The 16,699-nt window shown below is 59.9% G+C and carries 16 protein-coding genes; 6 read left to right on the top strand and 10 right to left on the bottom strand.

The window, feature by feature from the left end:
* Window positions 1-122 precede the first annotated feature (122 nt).
* The 3 genes from MCUTH_RS03770 to MCUTH_RS03760 all read right to left on the bottom strand — a co-directional run bounded on the left by MCUTH_RS03770 (window position 123) and on the right by MCUTH_RS03760 (window position 3,770).
* The gene (locus MCUTH_RS03770; RefSeq protein WP_066955769.1) at window positions 123-1,628 is read right to left on the bottom strand and encodes a glutamine synthetase family protein; all 1,506 of its coding nucleotides are present in this window, start codon (window positions 1,626-1,628) and stop codon (window positions 123-125) included.
* A 105-nt stretch (window positions 1,629-1,733) separates the two neighbouring features.
* On the bottom strand, window positions 1,734-2,783 hold the full coding sequence (locus tag MCUTH_RS03765) for a M28 family metallopeptidase (RefSeq protein ID WP_066955766.1): 1,050 nt from the start codon (window positions 2,781-2,783) through the stop codon (window positions 1,734-1,736).
* A gap of 6 nt (window positions 2,784-2,789) precedes the next feature.
* Window positions 2,790-3,770, bottom strand: coding sequence for a M28 family metallopeptidase (locus tag MCUTH_RS03760; protein ID WP_083524753.1), 981 nt, complete (start codon window positions 3,768-3,770; stop codon window positions 2,790-2,792).
* Window positions 3,771-3,952: 182 nt separating this feature from the next.
* On the opposite strand from MCUTH_RS03760, the gene MCUTH_RS03755 reads away from it, so the two are divergent.
* The gene (locus MCUTH_RS03755; protein WP_066955760.1) at window positions 3,953-4,384 is read left to right on the top strand and encodes a DUF61 family protein; all 432 of its coding nucleotides are present in this window, start codon (window positions 3,953-3,955) and stop codon (window positions 4,382-4,384) included.
* Window positions 4,385-4,755: 371 nt separating this feature from the next.
* Here the strand turns inward: MCUTH_RS03755 and MCUTH_RS03750 are convergent, their stop codons facing one another.
* On the bottom strand, window positions 4,756-5,334 hold the full coding sequence (locus MCUTH_RS03750; protein ID WP_066955757.1) for a hypothetical protein: 579 nt from the start codon (window positions 5,332-5,334) through the stop codon (window positions 4,756-4,758).
* Between the two features lie 126 nt (window positions 5,335-5,460).
* On the opposite strand from MCUTH_RS03750, the gene MCUTH_RS03745 reads away from it, so the two are divergent.
* On the top strand, window positions 5,461-6,141 hold the full coding sequence (locus MCUTH_RS03745; RefSeq protein ID WP_066955754.1) for a M48 family metallopeptidase: 681 nt from the start codon (window positions 5,461-5,463) through the stop codon (window positions 6,139-6,141).
* On the opposite strand, the gene MCUTH_RS03740 is transcribed toward MCUTH_RS03745, so the two are convergent.
* The 6 genes from MCUTH_RS03740 to MCUTH_RS03715 all read right to left on the bottom strand — a co-directional run bounded on the left by MCUTH_RS03740 (window position 6,142) and on the right by MCUTH_RS03715 (window position 12,419).
* A complete protein-coding gene (locus MCUTH_RS03740; RefSeq protein ID WP_066955751.1) occupies window positions 6,142-7,749 on the bottom strand; it encodes a PAS domain-containing protein in 1,608 nt (535 codons plus the stop codon).
* A 186-nt stretch (window positions 7,750-7,935) separates the two neighbouring features.
* Window positions 7,936-8,607 carry a small multi-drug export protein gene (locus MCUTH_RS03735; RefSeq protein WP_066955748.1) on the bottom strand — a complete coding sequence of 224 codons (672 nt, stop codon included), beginning with the start codon at window positions 8,605-8,607 and terminating at the stop codon, window positions 7,936-7,938.
* A gap of 33 nt (window positions 8,608-8,640) precedes the next feature.
* Window positions 8,641-9,093: an adenylyltransferase/cytidyltransferase family protein gene (locus MCUTH_RS03730; RefSeq protein WP_066955746.1), complete on the bottom strand. Its 453-nt coding sequence runs from the start codon at window positions 9,091-9,093 to the stop codon at window positions 8,641-8,643.
* Window positions 9,090-9,461, bottom strand: a complete 372-nt coding sequence (locus tag MCUTH_RS03725; RefSeq protein ID WP_066955743.1) for a Mov34/MPN/PAD-1 family protein — start codon at window positions 9,459-9,461, stop codon at window positions 9,090-9,092. The genes MCUTH_RS03730 and MCUTH_RS03725 overlap by 4 nt, the downstream gene beginning before the upstream one ends.
* Window positions 9,462-9,555: 94 nt before the next feature.
* Window positions 9,556-10,755: a fasciclin domain-containing protein gene (locus tag MCUTH_RS03720; RefSeq protein ID WP_083524752.1), complete on the bottom strand. Its 1,200-nt coding sequence runs from the start codon at window positions 10,753-10,755 to the stop codon at window positions 9,556-9,558.
* A 239-nt stretch (window positions 10,756-10,994) separates the two neighbouring features.
* The gene (locus MCUTH_RS03715) at window positions 10,995-12,419 is read right to left on the bottom strand and encodes a dihydropteroate synthase-like protein (RefSeq protein ID WP_066955741.1); all 1,425 of its coding nucleotides are present in this window, start codon (window positions 12,417-12,419) and stop codon (window positions 10,995-10,997) included.
* Window positions 12,420-12,462: 43 nt separating this feature from the next.
* Between MCUTH_RS03715 and MCUTH_RS03710 the strand changes: the two genes are divergently transcribed.
* The 4 genes from MCUTH_RS03710 (at window position 12,463) to wecB (ending at window position 16,696) form a co-directional block, all read left to right on the top strand.
* Entirely contained in the window at window positions 12,463-13,155 is a 693-nt protein-coding gene (locus MCUTH_RS03710; RefSeq protein WP_066955738.1) for a CehA/McbA family metallohydrolase, read from the top strand.
* A complete protein-coding gene (gene truA, locus MCUTH_RS03705) occupies window positions 13,152-13,946 on the top strand; it encodes a tRNA pseudouridine(38-40) synthase TruA (protein WP_066955735.1) in 795 nt (264 codons plus the stop codon). The genes MCUTH_RS03710 and truA overlap by 4 nt, the downstream gene beginning before the upstream one ends.
* Before the next feature lie 589 nt (window positions 13,947-14,535).
* A complete protein-coding gene (locus MCUTH_RS03700; protein ID WP_224732711.1) occupies window positions 14,536-15,579 on the top strand; it encodes a glycosyltransferase family 2 protein in 1,044 nt (347 codons plus the stop codon).
* A 37-nt stretch (window positions 15,580-15,616) separates the two neighbouring features.
* Window positions 15,617-16,696, top strand: coding sequence for a non-hydrolyzing UDP-N-acetylglucosamine 2-epimerase (wecB, locus tag MCUTH_RS03695; RefSeq protein ID WP_066955732.1), 1,080 nt, complete (start codon window positions 15,617-15,619; stop codon window positions 16,694-16,696).
* Window positions 16,697-16,699: the final 3 nt, after the last annotated feature.

The raw sequence follows: 16,699 nt of genomic DNA, 5'->3' as shown, positions 1-16,699 counted from the left end.
GGATTCCCCCGTAATAATAACTTGCCCGTGCCGAACCATCGGTCAAAAGAGAGAATACTCCCCCGGAGAGGAGCCCGTATTCTGCTGATTAAAAAGTATATCGAGAGTCGGCTCTCCGTCTCTCATGCCACATGGAGGTACTGGTTGACCAGTTCCCGGATGGCTTCGTTGTTGCCGTAGAGCCTCTCGCTCAGCCCGCGGTCATTGTAGGCCTTCAAGTTGGCGATCCGGCTGTCGATCATCCCTGCCGGGAAGACACCGTCCTTCTCAAAGATCGCACGCTTTGCCTCGAGCGCCTCGGCGGACTCGACACAGGAGGCCGGGAGCTGCTTGAGCTCCGCGAGGCGTTCACGGAACTCGGGCCGGAAGATGTTGCCGCTGACGTAGAGCCGCTCAGCCATCTCGAGCGCATTGGGCATCTCGATCCCGTGCAGCGACGCCACGATGAGGCCGGCGACGGTCAGGTAGGGATCGGCCGAACCGTCGGCGACCCGGTACTCGAACGTCTGCTTCGACGGCCGCTTCTCCTGCCACGCTTCCTCGCAGGGATTGGCATCGTGGGCCATGTCTTCGGCACCGATCCAGCCGAGGGGCACGCGGACAACGACCGAGCGGTTGCGGTCGCCCCAGCAGATCGTCGTCGGGGCTTCCTGGTGGGGGACGAGACGGAGATAGGAGGTCGGGATGGTGTTTCCGAAGGCCGTCAGGGCATCGGAAACGTCAAGGATGCCGGCGATCATCTTCCGGGCGAGCGGACTCAACTTGCCGCCCTCGACGGTCAGGTTCTGGCCGTCCTTCTCGACGAGCATATGGAAGTGCATGCCGCTCCCTGCCTTGCCGACGGTGATCTTCGGGGCGAAGCTGATATCGACGCCGTACTGGTAGCCGAGCATCCGCAGGATCCACTTGGCGACGATCAACTGCTCGACCGCCTGCTCCGCCGGCATCGGCAGGAACTCGATCTCGTGCTGCTCGTAGTAGAGGTCGTCGGCATAGAAACAGCCGACCTCCGAGTGGCCGTACTTGATCTTTCCGCCGGCACGGGCGATAAGGCGCATCGCCTCATCCCGCAGATCCGCGAACTTGACGAAGGGTTCGGCCGAGTGGTAGCCTTTCTGGTCGCGGCCCGGGTAGAGGTCCTCGCGGGGAGCGATGACGTAGTATTCGAGCTCGCCAAGGGTCTTGAAGGTGTACCCGGTCCGGCGGGTGAACTCCTCGTTGGCCTTGCGGAGCACGTACTCGGGGGAGCTCTCAAGCGGCTTCCCATCGGCACCGTAGAACGAGCAGAGGAGCTCCAGTGTCGGCACCTCGGCAAAGGGATTGACAAAGGCCGTCCGGTAGCGGGGAATCACGTACAGGTCGCTGCTCCCGGCCTCAATGAATGAAAAGAGGTTGCTGCCGTCGACGCGTTCGCCGTCCGAGAGGATGGCGTCAAGGTGGTCCTTTGAGGAGATGACGAAGTTAAGGGTCTTGAGCTTGCCGTCCTCGGCTGCGTAGCGGAAGTTGACCATCTCAATCCCGTTCGCCTCGCAGAACCGGATGATATCCTCCTTGGTAAACTCCGCGGGATCCTTCTTGAGAAAACGGACCAGATCGTTGGGGTTCATCAGGATCTCAGAATCTTTCATAACTGTCTTACGTTGGTCATGACGCTATAAAAAGCGTGTTCTTATCCCCGCATCCGGTGTGGCGAAAGATCCAAATTCAGGCTCCGGGAAGGCATTTCACCGGCATTACGAGCAGCCACAGAGTTCAGTTGGATTGATCGAGAGTTGAAGGGACGTAAGAGAGCATCTATTCCCTTCTGCGCGATTGTTAGCGCCCCAGTTTGGCATCATAGGCCAGGAAACCCCGGGATCGCTTCCACCCTCCGGGGGTGGGGAGACGAGACCCTCCATCCTTGCGACCCTCGCAAGGACCGAGAGCCCCAGCCGGGCGTTTCTCTCGGCAAACTCAAACGACGCCTGATCGATGGTATCGTCCGGCGTATGGGCCGGCCACTGCGGTAGAGCATGCGCCATGAGTGCCGGATAGCCCCGGGACCAGAACGAGATGTGGTCCGAGATGAACGGGGCTGCACTCCGGGTCAGGGTGAAGTTGGTCCCGTAGAGGGTGTTGTGGTGCACCACGAGCTCTGCCGCGCTCCGGGCCCCCTGGTCGTAGAGGAGGTTGAGGCGCGGTCGGTCCCCTTCCCCGCGGCAGGTTGAGTCGTAATTGAGATAGAGCGCGATCGGGGCCGGCGGGTTCTCGACGTACCTGCGGCTGCCGTGCCTCCCGTTCTCCTCAGCATTCCAGAATGCGAACTCGACCGTCCGGTCGAACGAGTGGCCGCTCATCACCCGGGCAAGTTCCAGGACGACCGCGACCCCGCAGCCGTTATCGGTAACCCCGGGGGCACGGGCAGGATCAGACGATCGGCTGTCGTAGTGCGCTCCGACAACCACAATCTCAGCCGACGACGCGTTGGTTCCGGGGAGCCGTGCGATGACATTGTGCACCTCTCCGCCCTGGAACTCGACCTCAAGCCCTGGGATGGCGGATAGCCTCTGGTAGATATACTCGCCCGCCTCCCGGTTCCCATCGGACCCGTAAGCCCGGGTCGAGAAGTTCTGCAGGTCATACGCGGTCTTTCGGATCTCACTCCCGTCCACCTCATCAAGCAACGCCGCAATCCCGGGATCGTATCCCGGAGCGTCTGAGGGCGCAGCCGCGGCCGGGGCAAGGATGAAAACGATCCCATAGGCCGCAAGGAACGCAACCTGCAGGCAGCTGCGGGACGGCATGGATGCTCACCCTGCAGGCCGGGCCTTCTGGACAAAGAGGTCGCTTCCGTCTTCCCTAATTCCAGCCACCTTTGCGATGAGCGAGAGGCCAAGCCCCGCGTTTCTCTTTGCGTATTCAAACGAGACGTGCTCGGGGGTGTCGTCCGGGGTATGCGCCGGACCGTGCCCATCGCTATGGGTCGCCACGGCCGGATACCCCCGGGCCTGGAAGGGGATATGGTCGGAGGAGCAGGTCTGATAGTTGTTCAGGGTCAGGCTGAAGTTTGTGCCATAGAGGACGTTATAACCCGCAAGAAGCGCCGCAGCCTCCCGGGAGCGATTGTCGTAGATGATATCGAGGACGGACCAGTTTTCAGGGTCGTAGCAGGCCGAGTCGTAGTTGAAGTAGAGCGCGACCGGAGCGGTGGCATTCTCGACGTAGGCGGAGCTGCCGTAGCTCCCGTCCTCTTCCGCGTTCCAGAACGCGAACTCGACGGTCCGGTCAAACGAGTGGCCGCTCATCACCCGGGCGAGTTCCAGGACGATCGCGACCCCGCACCCGTTATCGGTAGCACCGGGCGCACGGGCAGGATCGGACGACAGGCTGTCGTAGTGCGCCCCGACGACCACGACCTCGTTCAACGACGTGTTGGCTCCGGGGAGCCGTGCGATGACGTTGTTCACCTCTCCGCCCTGGAACTCGACCTCAAGCCCCGGGATGGCGGATAGCCTCTGGAAGATATACTCGCCCGCCACCCGGTTCCCATCGGACCCGTAGGCACGTGTCGGGATGCTCGAAAGATCGGACGTCGTGTTGCGAAGTTCGGACTCATCGATCTCCGCAATCATCGAGGCGATGGCGGGGTCGTAGTCCATCCCAAACGTCTCGGCGGCGCCCGCCGGGATGATCATAAGGAGGACTGCAACGCCGACAAGGAGCAGGAGAGCGTAGTGAACCAAGAAGCGTCGGCAGCCATACCGGGTCGAGTTGCATTCAAATGGTTGCATAGGGAACGCCTGATATGGAGTAAGAATACATATACCTTCTCCCGCTCCAATGGAGCCCACGAGCAAGACAGAGAGCACATTCCCTCTGGATCTCCCGGATGTTGCCGGGGCGATCATGGGGGCCAGATATATATTACATGGCAGAGACTGGTCTATGTACCCAGCAAAGGATCACTACAGATATGTCCAACCGACCATCAGCAAGCGACGAGTCGACCCTCCTGCGATGGATGCGGCTTGAGATCGGCAGGATCAATGACGGCGTTGTCGAAGAGCGTAAGCGCCTCTCACGGCTTCTCACAGAGGAGCACCCCTCGTCCGTCACGAAGGGTGGAGACCGCTACGACTTTAACCGTGATGTCCTCCTCCGGATGCAGGAAGCCCTGCCGAGGGACCTGCAGCGCCGACTCCGGCTTCCGATCCTCTTCTACTTCGACTCGACAGTCCCGGGCAGTTTCTTCCTCGCGGACGAGGCCGCAGTCCAGGCTCTCCAGATCCTAAAGGAGATCAGCCCTCTCCGGAGGATGCAGAACGGTCGGCTCTGGATATCAAAGCCCCTCGCATACACCATCATGAACCGCTATCCGACGGCCGTGCAGATCATGATGGGGTGAAAAGAGAGAGGGTGTTCCTCCCCACCCAGAGTTCTCATCACCAAAGGATCCGGCCGATTTGCGACGATCGCGTATGCAGCCGGTGAGGCGCTCTCGGGCAGGTCAACGACACGCGATGCGTCATGGCCTGGCGAGACGGAAGACGGCCGATCCGATGTTCCAACGACTATGCAGGCTACCAGCCCGCCAACGACCAGAGCCTGAATGGCAAGGGTCAGTACGGTGGCCGTTTTCTGCTGATGGATTCTATCACCTCGGATGCCTGGAGGTGAAGATCACATATAAAATTTGTTATCGGGTAGTATATTCGTAATATATATTACTACCCACCTGGCTTGAGCGTAATGCGTTCCCGGAGAGAACCCTACCAGTCACCCGGAACGGCCGGCCGACCGACCGGACACGTCACCCCGCCCGAGGGTTCGCCGGACCCGCTCGAAGACCGGGAGCGTGACCTCGTCCATCCGGCGATCGAAGTAATCCACCCACTCTGCCACGACCGCAAGCTCCCTCTGCTGTGCATCCAGCCGCTCCTGGAGTTTGGCGGCCTCTTCTCGCCTCTCTTCCCGCTCCTGCTCGAGTTCAGCCACCAGACGAGCAATCTGGCGTTCCTGCCGGGCCAGGGTCTCCTGCATCGCTCTGATCTCGAACACCACCTCCGGCGGGAGCGGGGCGGCGGCTCTCTCGATCGCCTCCGCAGGCTCCCCCTGTGGCTCAGGTTTTTTGCCGGAGCGGATCTCTTCAGCGACCTCTTCGGGCGTGAGATCTTTCCCAGAGAGTTCTATGAGTTCCCTGACTATATCGACCGCCTTCGGCGGGAAGAGTTTCACCGGGCCGACGGTCCGGTAGGTGAAGAGGCTGTCATAGGTCTGGACGAGTCTCCGGACATCTCGTTCGGAGATCCCGGTGAGGCTTGCGATATCGCCGATCTTGAGCTCTTTATCCTTCATGGGACCACCACTGCACCCGGGGAGACCCCCAAAGAGGAGCCTTGCCGTACTTCTCTGTTGCCATCGGGTATAGGTTCGTGCCGGATCATGTAATTTTTCTCTCCGTCACCCTAGTAAATAGTATAGATGGACCAGGGAGAGACAAGCAGGCTCCTGGCCGAAACGACCGTCATCCGCAAGGCCGTTCGTTCCGCCAGGCTCCAGGTGAGGCCGGACGGGACTCTGCGGGTGGTCGCCCCGCCGTCCTTCGATGTCAGGGGGTTCCTGCAGCGCAACGCAGCCTGGATCGAGAAGCGGCGCAGGGTCCTCGATAGCCTCGCCGCCGAAGGGCGCGGAAAAGAAGAGATGCTCCTCCTGCACGGTAACTTCTACCGGAGGGTTCCCGGCACCCGGTTTACGGTTGATGAGGCGCGCAAAACCGTCGCCTATCCATCCGCCCCGGCTCTTCGGAGAAACCTCTCCCAGCTGCTCAAGGAGGAGATCAGAGACCGCCTGGAAGCATACCCGGACCTTGCCCGTAATTGGTCCGGGCGGACTACGGTGAGACTGCAGAGGACCAGGTGGGGAAGCTGCTCTGTGCGCGGGAACCTGAACTTCAACCTGCGCATCGTGGCCCTCCCAAAACCCCTGCGGGAGTACGTCATCGTCCACGAGGCCGCTCATCTCCAGGAATTGAACCACTCGGAGCGGTTCTGGCGCCTCGTGAGCAGATCGTATCCCGAACACCGGGCGGCGGAGGCCGAACTCCGACGCTACTGGGTCATCATCGAGCGAAACCGGGTCTGGAGCGAACTTGCGAAGGTATAATCACGAGTACTTCCGCCAGAACATCGAGAGTTTCCTCGATTCCGCCCACCGCTCATCGAGCTGGTCGATGATCGCGTTGATCCGCTGCACCTGCTGGCGGATCTTCTCGGTCGTCTCGGCATCGTCGAGCAACTCCGCACGCCCCATGATCGCCTGGAGAGGGTTTCTGATATGGTCGGCGAGCAGGGCAAACTGTTCCATATTCCGCTCGATCTGACCGTACGCCTTTGATTTGAGTTCTTCGACCTCCTTCTGAGCGGTAATGTCCCTTGTGATCGTGATGACCATAGCGACCTCGCCCTCCTCGAAGATCGGGATCCGCATCTCCCGGAGGACCACAACCTGGCCGTTGAGGGTGAGAGACCGTTCCGACGTCAGCGGTCGCCCGGTCCGTATAACCCGCTCGTATTGCTGCCTTGCGGAGGGAGGGAGGAACGGCAGGACATCAAAGAGGTTTCTACCGACGACATCCGTCGAGAGACCGAGATCCTCGCACCAGGCGATGAAAGCCTCGTTTGCAAGGAGAAGAGTAAGCCCGGTATCGACGACGGTGACGGTATCGGTGATGGAGTCCAGGACAATCTGGTAGAGACCCTCCGACTCACGGAACGTGTACTCCGACTGTTTTCGGTCAAGCGCGCTCGCGATCAGATGGGCGGCCGCAGTGAGGAGCAGGATCTCATCGTCGGTAAACCTGACATTCTCAGTGTTCCGGTCGAACCCGACAAAGCCGACGACCGCCTCTCTCAGCAGGATCGGGATCATCAGTATCTCCGTCGCACCGCTCCGTTTCAGGAGATCCCGCTCATCCCTTCCCGACCGCCTCCTTCCGGCCGCCTCACCCAGGTGCACGGTCTCGCCGTCCAGAATCTGCTCGACCCACCAGGGGAGATCGGTTGAGAGGAACTTCTGGAACTCTCCGCGCCGGGACCTCTGTTCGGGTGTACGCCACTCGTGCGTCGTGCCAAGCAGTGTCCTCGAACTGTTGAAGAGGGAGAGGTAGGCCCTGCATGCCCCGCACCCGCGGCCAAGGTCCTCGAGTGACTGCTCTATGGCCCTATCCATCTCTTTGAGGTCAAGGAAACGCTCGGGCATCGCCGCAAGGGCCTCCTCAAGGCTCCGCTGACGGTGCGGAACCCGTCGCGCGGAGACGTCAAGGCATGAGATGATAAGCCAGGGAGCGGCTGTCCCTGGATCCTGGAAGGTGCTGATCGAGATCCGGGCATCAAAGACGGTTGAGTCTCTTCGTCGGGCTGTAATCCGCCCGCTCCACTGCCCGGCTGAGAGGGCGCGGCCGATGCAGTCGAGACCTTCGCCCGGGGTGGACCAGAGGTGGTCGAGAGGCCTTCCGATCATCTCCTGCCGGCCATATCCCCACATGCCAAGCAGCGAAGCGTTGACGAATACGATACGTCCCTCCCCGTCGGCAATGCAGATCCCGGAGAGCGAGGTCTTGATCACCTCCCATAGCATCGTAGCAGTCAGACCCGGGAGGACGGATCCAGTCGCGCTGGTGAGAGCATCCGCTCCTCTCTCGCAGTCCCGACGGCCGCCAGGCTGCTGTGCAGGCGCATCCTTTGGCGAACCGTTTGCTGTATGCGGATCCATATCTTCTGGCCCACCCCGGGCAAGCAGAGTCACCAAACACTCATCCAGATCCATGATGACCCGATCGGTTGGTTGATCAATCCCCGGGTTCCGATATTACCTTTTCCATTTGGACTGCAGCGGTGCCGGACCCGCGTGCATCAACCGTCCCGTCCCGGGCCTCAGAATAGGGGATTGGGAAAGAGATCAGGCATTCGACTCCTTTCTCCAGGAATGGGCCCGGTACGCCACAGCGAGAGCGGTGCCGATCACGAGGAGAATTATGACCGAGATCCAGAGCCCGGCCTCAGCCGGGATGAGGTGGGTGACGTAGTCGATGCCGAGAGCGATCGAGAAACTGCCGATGATGCCGCCGATGGTGATGCAGGAGAGGACCTCGGCCTTTGTCATCCCGAGCATTCTTCCGATGATGGAACCGACGATGCTCCCCGACCCGTCAAAGGGGAGGGCCACAAAAGCAATGAGGCCGACGAAGTAGAGCCGCTCAAGCCACGGCCGCCGGTCGAGGAAGGTCCTGCCGGCCTCCATGAACCGCCGGACCCAGGGACCTAGACGGGGGATCCGCAGGAGCAGCGGGAAGTTCCAGGCCATAAATAGCCCGCCGGCGAAATCGAGGAACGCCAGGGTGAACGCAGTCAGCCACCAGGGAATCCCGAGAAGGATGCAGGCCGGGATGATCGTCTCCCGGCCAAGCGGCGGGACGATGTAGGCGACCATCGCCCCGAAGAGGAGGAGCCACTGTTCCGGGGGCAGGACGAACCATACAGCAGCAAGATAAAACCCGCAGAGCAGGAACGGGAACGAGACCTTCAGCCAGCTGCTGGTTCCGTCGCCGCCCCATTCATCCGTCTGCTGCATGAACCGCCGTCACCCGCGGATGCGTCCCCGGGATCACTCCCCCTCTCCGGCACGGCCAACGAGACGGTGGGGACCCCGGGTCTTCAAGATATGCTCGACGATCTTCGATGAACTGGCAAGCGGGCCGGGATATCCGGGGATCCTGACGACGTCAATATCAAGCCCGCGATCGCGGAGTTTTTGGCGGAGGTCCTCCTCGTTGAAGTGCTGGTTGAACCCGAGCGTGATGATATCGGGCCGGATCTCCTCGATCGGCCTGAACATATCATCCAGGTCGCCGAGAAGCGCGTGGTCGACCGGACGCAGAGCCCGGACCATCCGGAGCCTCTGCTCCTCCGGGAGGATGGGCCTTGGTTTGTGCTTCACGTTCACGTCCCGGGCCACGATCACATAGAGTTCGTCACCGAGGTTCCGGGACTCTTCCAGGTAGTAGAGGTGCCCGGGGTGGAGGATATCGAACGTTCCCGTCGCGACCACGCGGGTCATTCGACCACCTCAAGGTGCACCGGGCTGCCGTCCGCCCGGTAGCATCGCCAGTCCCGCTCCCCGTAGGGATAACCGATGATGATGTGGTAGCGGCCCACGCCGGGGAAGAACCGCAGATCCGCTGAAGACGGCGAGAGGACGCCGTTCGGGTGGCTATGGGCGCTGCCGGCCTGGTGGATATCCAGCGGGAGCATATCGACGAAGAATGAGGCGCTCTCTTCCCCGACGACGGTGCCCGGCACCAGGTCGAGGTCCTGGATGATGCCGTCTCTCTCGCGCAATACGGCAACAAACTCGTTTGGATGATGCTCCCGCCCGAGTTCAAAGAGCATCGTAAGTAGATCCCTGCTGATCCCGCGTATGGCCATTCTCCTGAATAGTAGGAGAGGAGGGGACATAAGCCCTCGCGTCCGGCATGTATGCCGGACCTCCGAGATCCCGCAACGGAAAAAAATGGGGTCTTCAGGGGATGACCCGTGCTTCCAGTGCCTCTCCGGACGTCTCGTTCCCCTCGACGGTGATATTCACCGTATCAAAGACGAGCGGAATGAGCGGTGTGTGGTCGTTGTTGACCACCTGGACCGAGAGGTTGTGCTCGCCCGCCGTCACGTTCCCCCAGGTGTGGGTGAGGTTTGTGGAGACGACGTAACCGCCGGTCGGCGGGATGGCCGGAACGCTCTCATTCGTCGGTATCGGGGCGTCCAGGTAGTAGTGCAGATGTCCCTCGCCCGGCGCGTTCGGCTGCCCGGTCGGTTCGACCAGCGTGAAGTTTGTCACATTCACGCTCACCGTGACGTTCCCGGCGGGGACGCCGGCGCCCTCCATGGGCTCAATGATCGTGACGTTCACCTCACCGGCCGGCGGGGCAAGACCCGGCGGGAGAAGGACCACATCGATGATATGGATGACGCCGTTCTCGGCTACCAGATCGGATACCGCGATGGTGGCGTTCTCCACCGCGAGGCTGCCGTCGGCCGCCTCAACCGTGAGGTTCTCCCCGGAGAGCGTCTCAAGAGCCGTCTCGTTTCCGGCAGCATTCAGGTCTTCCACGGTATAATTCCCTCTCACCACATGGTGCATCAGGAGAGCGTCAAGCATCTCGGTATCATTTGAAACCAGATTAAAGAGGCCTTCGTCAAGGCCCTCAAAGGCAGCATCGCTGGGAGCAAAGACCGTATACGGCCCACCGGTGGAGAGCACCGTCTCCGTAAGCCCGGCCGTCTCGACAAGCCCCGCGAAGGTGGTCAGATTCTCATTCTCTCCGACCAGATCGGCGAGCGTCATGTTCCCGGTCACATTCTCCCCGGGTTCGACGGCCATACCCTCCGGGACGACGATGACGACGCCCTGCATGGGTGTCCGTTGCGTTGAAGCATTGATCGTGCACCCGTACGGGTACGTCCCCGGATCGATGAAGGTGTAGTCGAACGTCTCGTTCTGCTCTATCGGCCCGGAGTCAAAGAGCCCTCCCGCGCTGGTGACGGAATGGCTCACCCCGTCATAATTTGTCCAGGTTACCGTCGTGTTGCTCTCGACCGTGAGCGCGGCGGGATGGTACGCCCCACCACGTATCTCAACTTCGGCGGTCGCCGCGAGGGCCGGCAAGGCGACCAGACCGACGGCCAGGATCACGGCAAACCCGATGATTGGATTCATCCTCATGCAGTCTCACCACAATTTGCGTCCAGGCAGGGAGAGGAGTCAAAATTCCAAACAGCCTTCCAGTTTCCAGCAGTCCATGGTATCGGGATACTCACCAGGAGGGTCAGGCACTACTCGCCGCTGCCACGGGCATGAGAAATAATATTATGAATATATAAATATTATTATAATTTGTGAGGAGTGAAGTTCCAGACGGGAGCCGCCCCCCGTGAGCATGACGATCTACCAAAACAGACCGCTCAGAATGGCCCGTCCTGCTCAAAACTTCTCTTATGCCGGATGGCGAGTTCCGCCTTGAAGAGTTCTTTGCCGAGGTATGCGGCGTGGTCGAGCCGGGAGAGACTCCCGTTTGAGAGAAGCGTATAAAAGACGTCTTCCCAGGATCTTCCCCGCACGGCCCGGCCCCGGTGAACCGCGACGATCCAGTCGTCCTCGATCCCGATACGGATGCACCCGAGAGGATCGTAGACGATCTCGTCGGGGGCGGGGTGCGCATCAACGATACTCTCATACGCGAGCGGGGGTTCGCGTCGCCGCCGCTTCTCTTTGAGGATCAGGAGGTCGAGCCCCAGATCTTTCGGATACGGCCGACCGGTCATGAGGGCCACCATCTCGGTCGCACGCCGCATCTCCGCCACCGATCCTCTGGTCTTATCACTGTGCTCGCTCGTGAAGACGACGGCGGCACCGACCTCGTGGGCCATCCCCGCAAGCAGGGCGTTCGCCCCGGGCGAATCGGCGTCCATCAGTTCCACGACGTTTCCCGCCCCAAAAAAGAGGGGGTGTGGAGCCGCCTTGAAATTGGCAAGCGAATCGACGAGCCCCGATCCCACCGGCTGGAGGAGAGGGTCGGCGATGAGGCGGGAGATCCCGGCCTCTCTTGCGGCGGCGATATTCTCTTCAAGCGTCCGCTCGCGGGGCACAACGACCGCGGCCGCCCCGGCATCGGCGACCGCCTTCCCGACGGCCGGGATGTTTTCCTCATGCAGGGAGAGGACCAGATCGGCGCGAAAGAGCGCCGCAGCGATGAGACGGGGATCCTGTGTATCGACCGCGAGAGGGCCATCAATCCCCTCGAGAACCGAAAAAACCCTTTTGACATCATCAGGGGTCGCATCGAACCCGAATCCCAGGTCCACGATATCGGCCCCGTCGGCAAAGAACCGTTCGACCTCAAAGACCAGATCGTCGCGCCTGTGCGCATCCATGATCTCCGCAAGCACCTTCATCCTCGAGTTCCCGCCGATCTTTACACCCCGTATGACGAAATCGGCGTCTGCCTCCACCTCCCGGAGCGCCACCTGCCGGCAGGCCTCCTCACGCCGGGTCTCTGCAAGGAACTCATCGGCGGGGACGGTCTTTGAGAGGGTAACATGGTCGAGCACCGAGAGGACAATCGGGAGGTCAGCCGCATGCCGCGGGCCACGGTAGACCGGGACACCGGTTTCGCGCTCGACATCCGCGAAAGATGCCGTGCACATCCCAGAGACGATCGCCATATCGTAGTTGCCGCCGGCTAGAAGCCTTCGGAGAACCCCGGGGGTAAGAAACGAGGCGATCTCGCCGGTGACGACCACATCTATCGTGTAGCGGTCGCGGAACCGCTCAGCAACGGCTTTGACGATCTCCACCGTTGCCGATCCCGTCGGGAGAAGAATGCGCATACACTTCACTTATTAGGCAGAGGATGACAAATAATCTGATCTCATGTTACGGTGCGATCTGCACGTCCACACCAGATTCTCCAAAGACGGGGAGAGCAGCGTGGAGGAAATTCTCCGGCGGGCGGAGTCCGTCGGCCTCGACGCCGTGGCAATCACCGACCACGACACGGTCGAAGGGGCCCGCTACGCCCTGGAGTGCGACTCCTCCGTGACCGTGATCCCCGGGATTGAGATATCGACAAAGCAGGGTCACCTGCTCGCTCTCGGGGTCACCGAGCCCATTCCGGCCGGTCGGGACTTCTTTGAGACCGTCGCGTTAGCCAGGGATCTGGGTGCCCTGCTGATCCTCCCGCACCCCTACCACCGCTGGCGCCACGGCGTCGGGAGACGGCTTGCCGCGGGTATCGAAGCGGTGGACGCTGTGGAGGTCTTCAACAGCCGCTACATCACCGGGTCGGCGAACCGGAAGGCCGCAGTCATTGCGCGAAAGTTCGGAAAACCCGGTGTTGCCGGGAGCGACGCTCATAACGCCCGGTATGTCGGGTTCGGAGTCACCTACGTCACGGCCGAGCCGGATGTAGACTCGATCCTCTCCGCGATCCGGGAGGGACGAACGATGGCGGGGGGCAGGATGACGCCGCTGCACACCTACACGCGCCAGTCAATCAAAGGTGCTCTGCGCAGGATACGGCGAACGATGCACCGGCCAATCTTCCCGCCTGGACGGGGTCTATGAACCTAGCAATCCGTTTCTCGTACTTTGGAGACCGTTTCTACGGCTCACAGATGCAGCCGGGGCTTCGGACCGTGGAAGGCGAATTCATTGAGGCCTGCAGACGCCTCCAGGTCTTCGACGACTGGCGGGAGGCGCATTTTGTCACCGCCGGCCGCACCGACCGCGGGGTGCACGCCCGAAACCAGGTCTGCTCGTTTCGAACCGAGGCACCCGACCGGGCAGTCTCTGCACTGAACCATCTCCTCCCGGCCGACATCTGGTGTACCGGGTGGGCGAGCGTGCCGGACGAGTTCAATCCCCGGTATGGAGCGCTATCAAGGACCTACCGCTACTACTTCTTCCCCGCTCCGGAGGATGTTCCCTCCATGCATGATGCTGCACAGGAGTTCATCGGGGAGCACAACTTCTCGGCGTTTTCCCGCCCTAGCGACCGAAGCCCGGTGCGGAGGATTCTTGCGGCACGAGTCTTTGAGGACGGACCGTTCGCCGTCTTTGAGGTGACAGGAGAGAGTTTCCTCTGGAATATGGTACGGTGCATGGCGACAGCACTCGAGCGTGTGGGGAGAGGAGAGGCAGGATCCGGAGATATCGCCCGTCTCCTTGCGAAGCCAGCGGGCCAGAGGGTCCCCGCCGCTCCTCCAGAGGGGCTTGTCCTCTGGGACATTGATTATGGAATTACCTTCACGCCGGTCCAGATCGATGAAAAAAGCCGCCGATACATTGCAGATCGCCACCGCCGCCACGCCATCATGGCAGAGATCTCTGCACGCCTTACGCCAGGAGAGATATAAGCGGTTCCTGTCCCCCATCAGGCAAAGCCAGGGGATAGACGGAACATAGATATAAATATACCTTATGCGGCAATCGGGTAAAGATATGATCGGAAAAACAGGTCTCTCATATTATCGCCGATTTAAAAGGATCCGACCACGAGCAATAGATCTGCCAAAGATGGTGCGGCAAGAAAAATCAGCCATATTGCTCATCTGTCAAGAACACAACATATAATCATTTCGGACAACGATCCCCGAGGGGATCAAGTCCTGGACAAATCCGGATATTCAGACAATCCTGCCATCTATTTGGGGAATTAGTACGCTTCTACCCTTCAACCGAAATGCTTAATTAGCCAGATACTATTTTAAGGTCACCAAAATCAACATATTAACATTAACAGATTGTATTTGTTAAATCATTATCATTAATAATAACTTATTAATATATGCCAGAACAGTCCCGTTTCAGTACGTCAAGGGGGGAAAGTGGATGTACAACAAGGATCCAGTTCAGGTGGGTCCACCCGCTCACCTGGAGGGGTGGTTCACCGAAGCAACAACGGTACCATCGCCGCAGTACACAGATACGCAGAATAAGAGATTGTTGGAAGAACATACACCCCGGTTTGTCGGGCAAGAGAGCCAGATCGAGATCCCTGCCCTCCACTGCGAGGTCCAGGAGCAGATTACCCCATTGAGAACGCCGACAGCCAGGGAGCATTGGCGGATAGTGAGCGAGACCACAGAGACTGCAGTCCTCCCCTCCAAAAGATCGGGCCGGATAAGAACGCTTGTCGCTATCCCCTGTTTTAATGAGGAGATTGCAATCGGCTCGGTTGTTCTGACGGCCCGATTGTATGCAGACGAAGTTCTGGTGATCGATGATGGGTGTACGGACAGCACCGCAAAGGTCGCCCGGGAAGCCGGTGCGACCGTCATCTCGCATGGCCGCCGGATGGGGAAAGGACGGGGCATCAAGAACGCTCTCAGATACGCAATCGAACACGGTTACGACTGTCTGGTCTTCATGGATGGAGACGGTCAGCATAACCCGAGGGAGATACCTCTCCTGACCGAACCGATCCTCGCCGATACTGCTGACATCGTCATAGGGTTTCGAACCTTCGGCCAGATGCCCCTGTATCGGAGGCTTGGGCGGGCTGTGCTCGATCTGGCCACCAGCAACGGGAGTTCGATCACCGACTCGCAGTGCGGATTTCGGGCGCTGAACCGGAAGACAATGGAGTCGATGCTTGATACGTTACGAAAAGATGATTTCTCAACCGAATCAGAGATGCTCCGGATCGCGCAGGAAAAGCACCTGCGGGTTGGAGAGACACCGATCAACTGTAAGTATGGTGACGACCTTCACACATCCACGAAAAACCCCCTATCCCATGGAATAGAGGTACTTGGGTCGATATTCTGGCTCACAATCGAGAGAAAACCTCTCCTGTGTATTGGTCTTCCCGGGCTCGTCGCGATCTTCGCAGGCGTCTTCGTCCTGCTCCAGTTCTTTTGGGACTTCAGTGCGACGGGTCTTGTCCCGGTCGAGCTGGGTATGCTCGCGTCGCTCTTCCTGATCCCGGGGACAATTGCACTCATACTGGGTCTAGCCCTCGCTCTTATTGCAAGAATGCAGGAGTGAGAGGGATGAGGGGCACAACAACGAGATGGAGCGTAGAATGATTGGAATCATACTTGGTACGCGGCCGGAGATCATCAAGATGTCTCCCGTCATCCGGGAATGTGAACGCAGAGGTCTGGACTATTTCATCCTCCATACCGGGCAGCATTATTCCCCCGAGATGGACCGGGTCTTCTTTGAGGAACTTGAACTGCCAGATCCGGACTACAACCTCGACGTGGGTCCCGGGACCCATGCCAGCCAGACAGCGAAGATCATGACCGGCGTCGAGGACGTCCTGATGAAGGAGTCTCCCGAGATCGTTCTGGTGCAAGGGGATACAAACACTGCTATGGCCGGGGCTCTCGCAGCATCGAAACTCCATGTGCGGGTGGGCCATATCGAGGCTGGCCTTCGGAGTTTCAATCGACAGATGCCGGAGGAGATCAACAGGGTGCTCATCGACCATATCTCAGACTACCTCTTTGCCCCGACGGAGAATGCCAGAAAGAACCTCATATCCGAGGGGATTGAAGGCTCTAAGATCTGCACGACCGGCAACACCATCGTCGATGCGGTGTACCAGAATCTCGAGATCTCGAAGAGGAAAGTCAACGTCTTAAAAGATCTCGACCTCAAGCCCCGGGAATACTTCCTCGTCACCGCTCACCGTCAGGAGAACGTGGACAACCGGGGACGGCTCAAAGAAATCCTCAAGGGTCTTGAGAGCGTCCAGAAGGAGTTCTCCATGCCGGTCGTCTTCCCGGTTCATCCGAGGACTGAAAAGAGGATCAAGGAACTGGGCATCGGGGTCAACGGACTGAATCTCACCAAACCATTCGGATTTTTAGAGTTCCTGCAGCTGGAGTCCCAGGCAAGACTCGTGCTGACCGACTCCGGCGGTGTTCAGGAGGAGACATGTATTCTCGGCGTTCCGTGCGCCACGATGCGGTATGACACGGAGCGCCCGGAGACGCTGGATGTCGGCTCGAACATTCTGGTCGGTGCCGACTCGACGAGTATCCTTGCCGGGGTTCGCGCCGCAGCAACCAGGGAATCCGGCTGGATGAACCCTTACGGCGATGGAATCGCCGGAAAGATGATCGTGATGGTCTGCGCCGCCGCACGGTCCCGATAACCC

This window comes from Methanoculleus thermophilus, assembly GCF_001571405.1.
Lineage (GTDB): Archaea > Halobacteriota > Methanomicrobia > Methanomicrobiales > Methanoculleaceae > Methanoculleus > Methanoculleus thermophilus.
The sequence above is the reverse complement of the archived record's forward strand: the minus strand, read 5'-3'. Positions and strand labels throughout refer to the sequence as shown.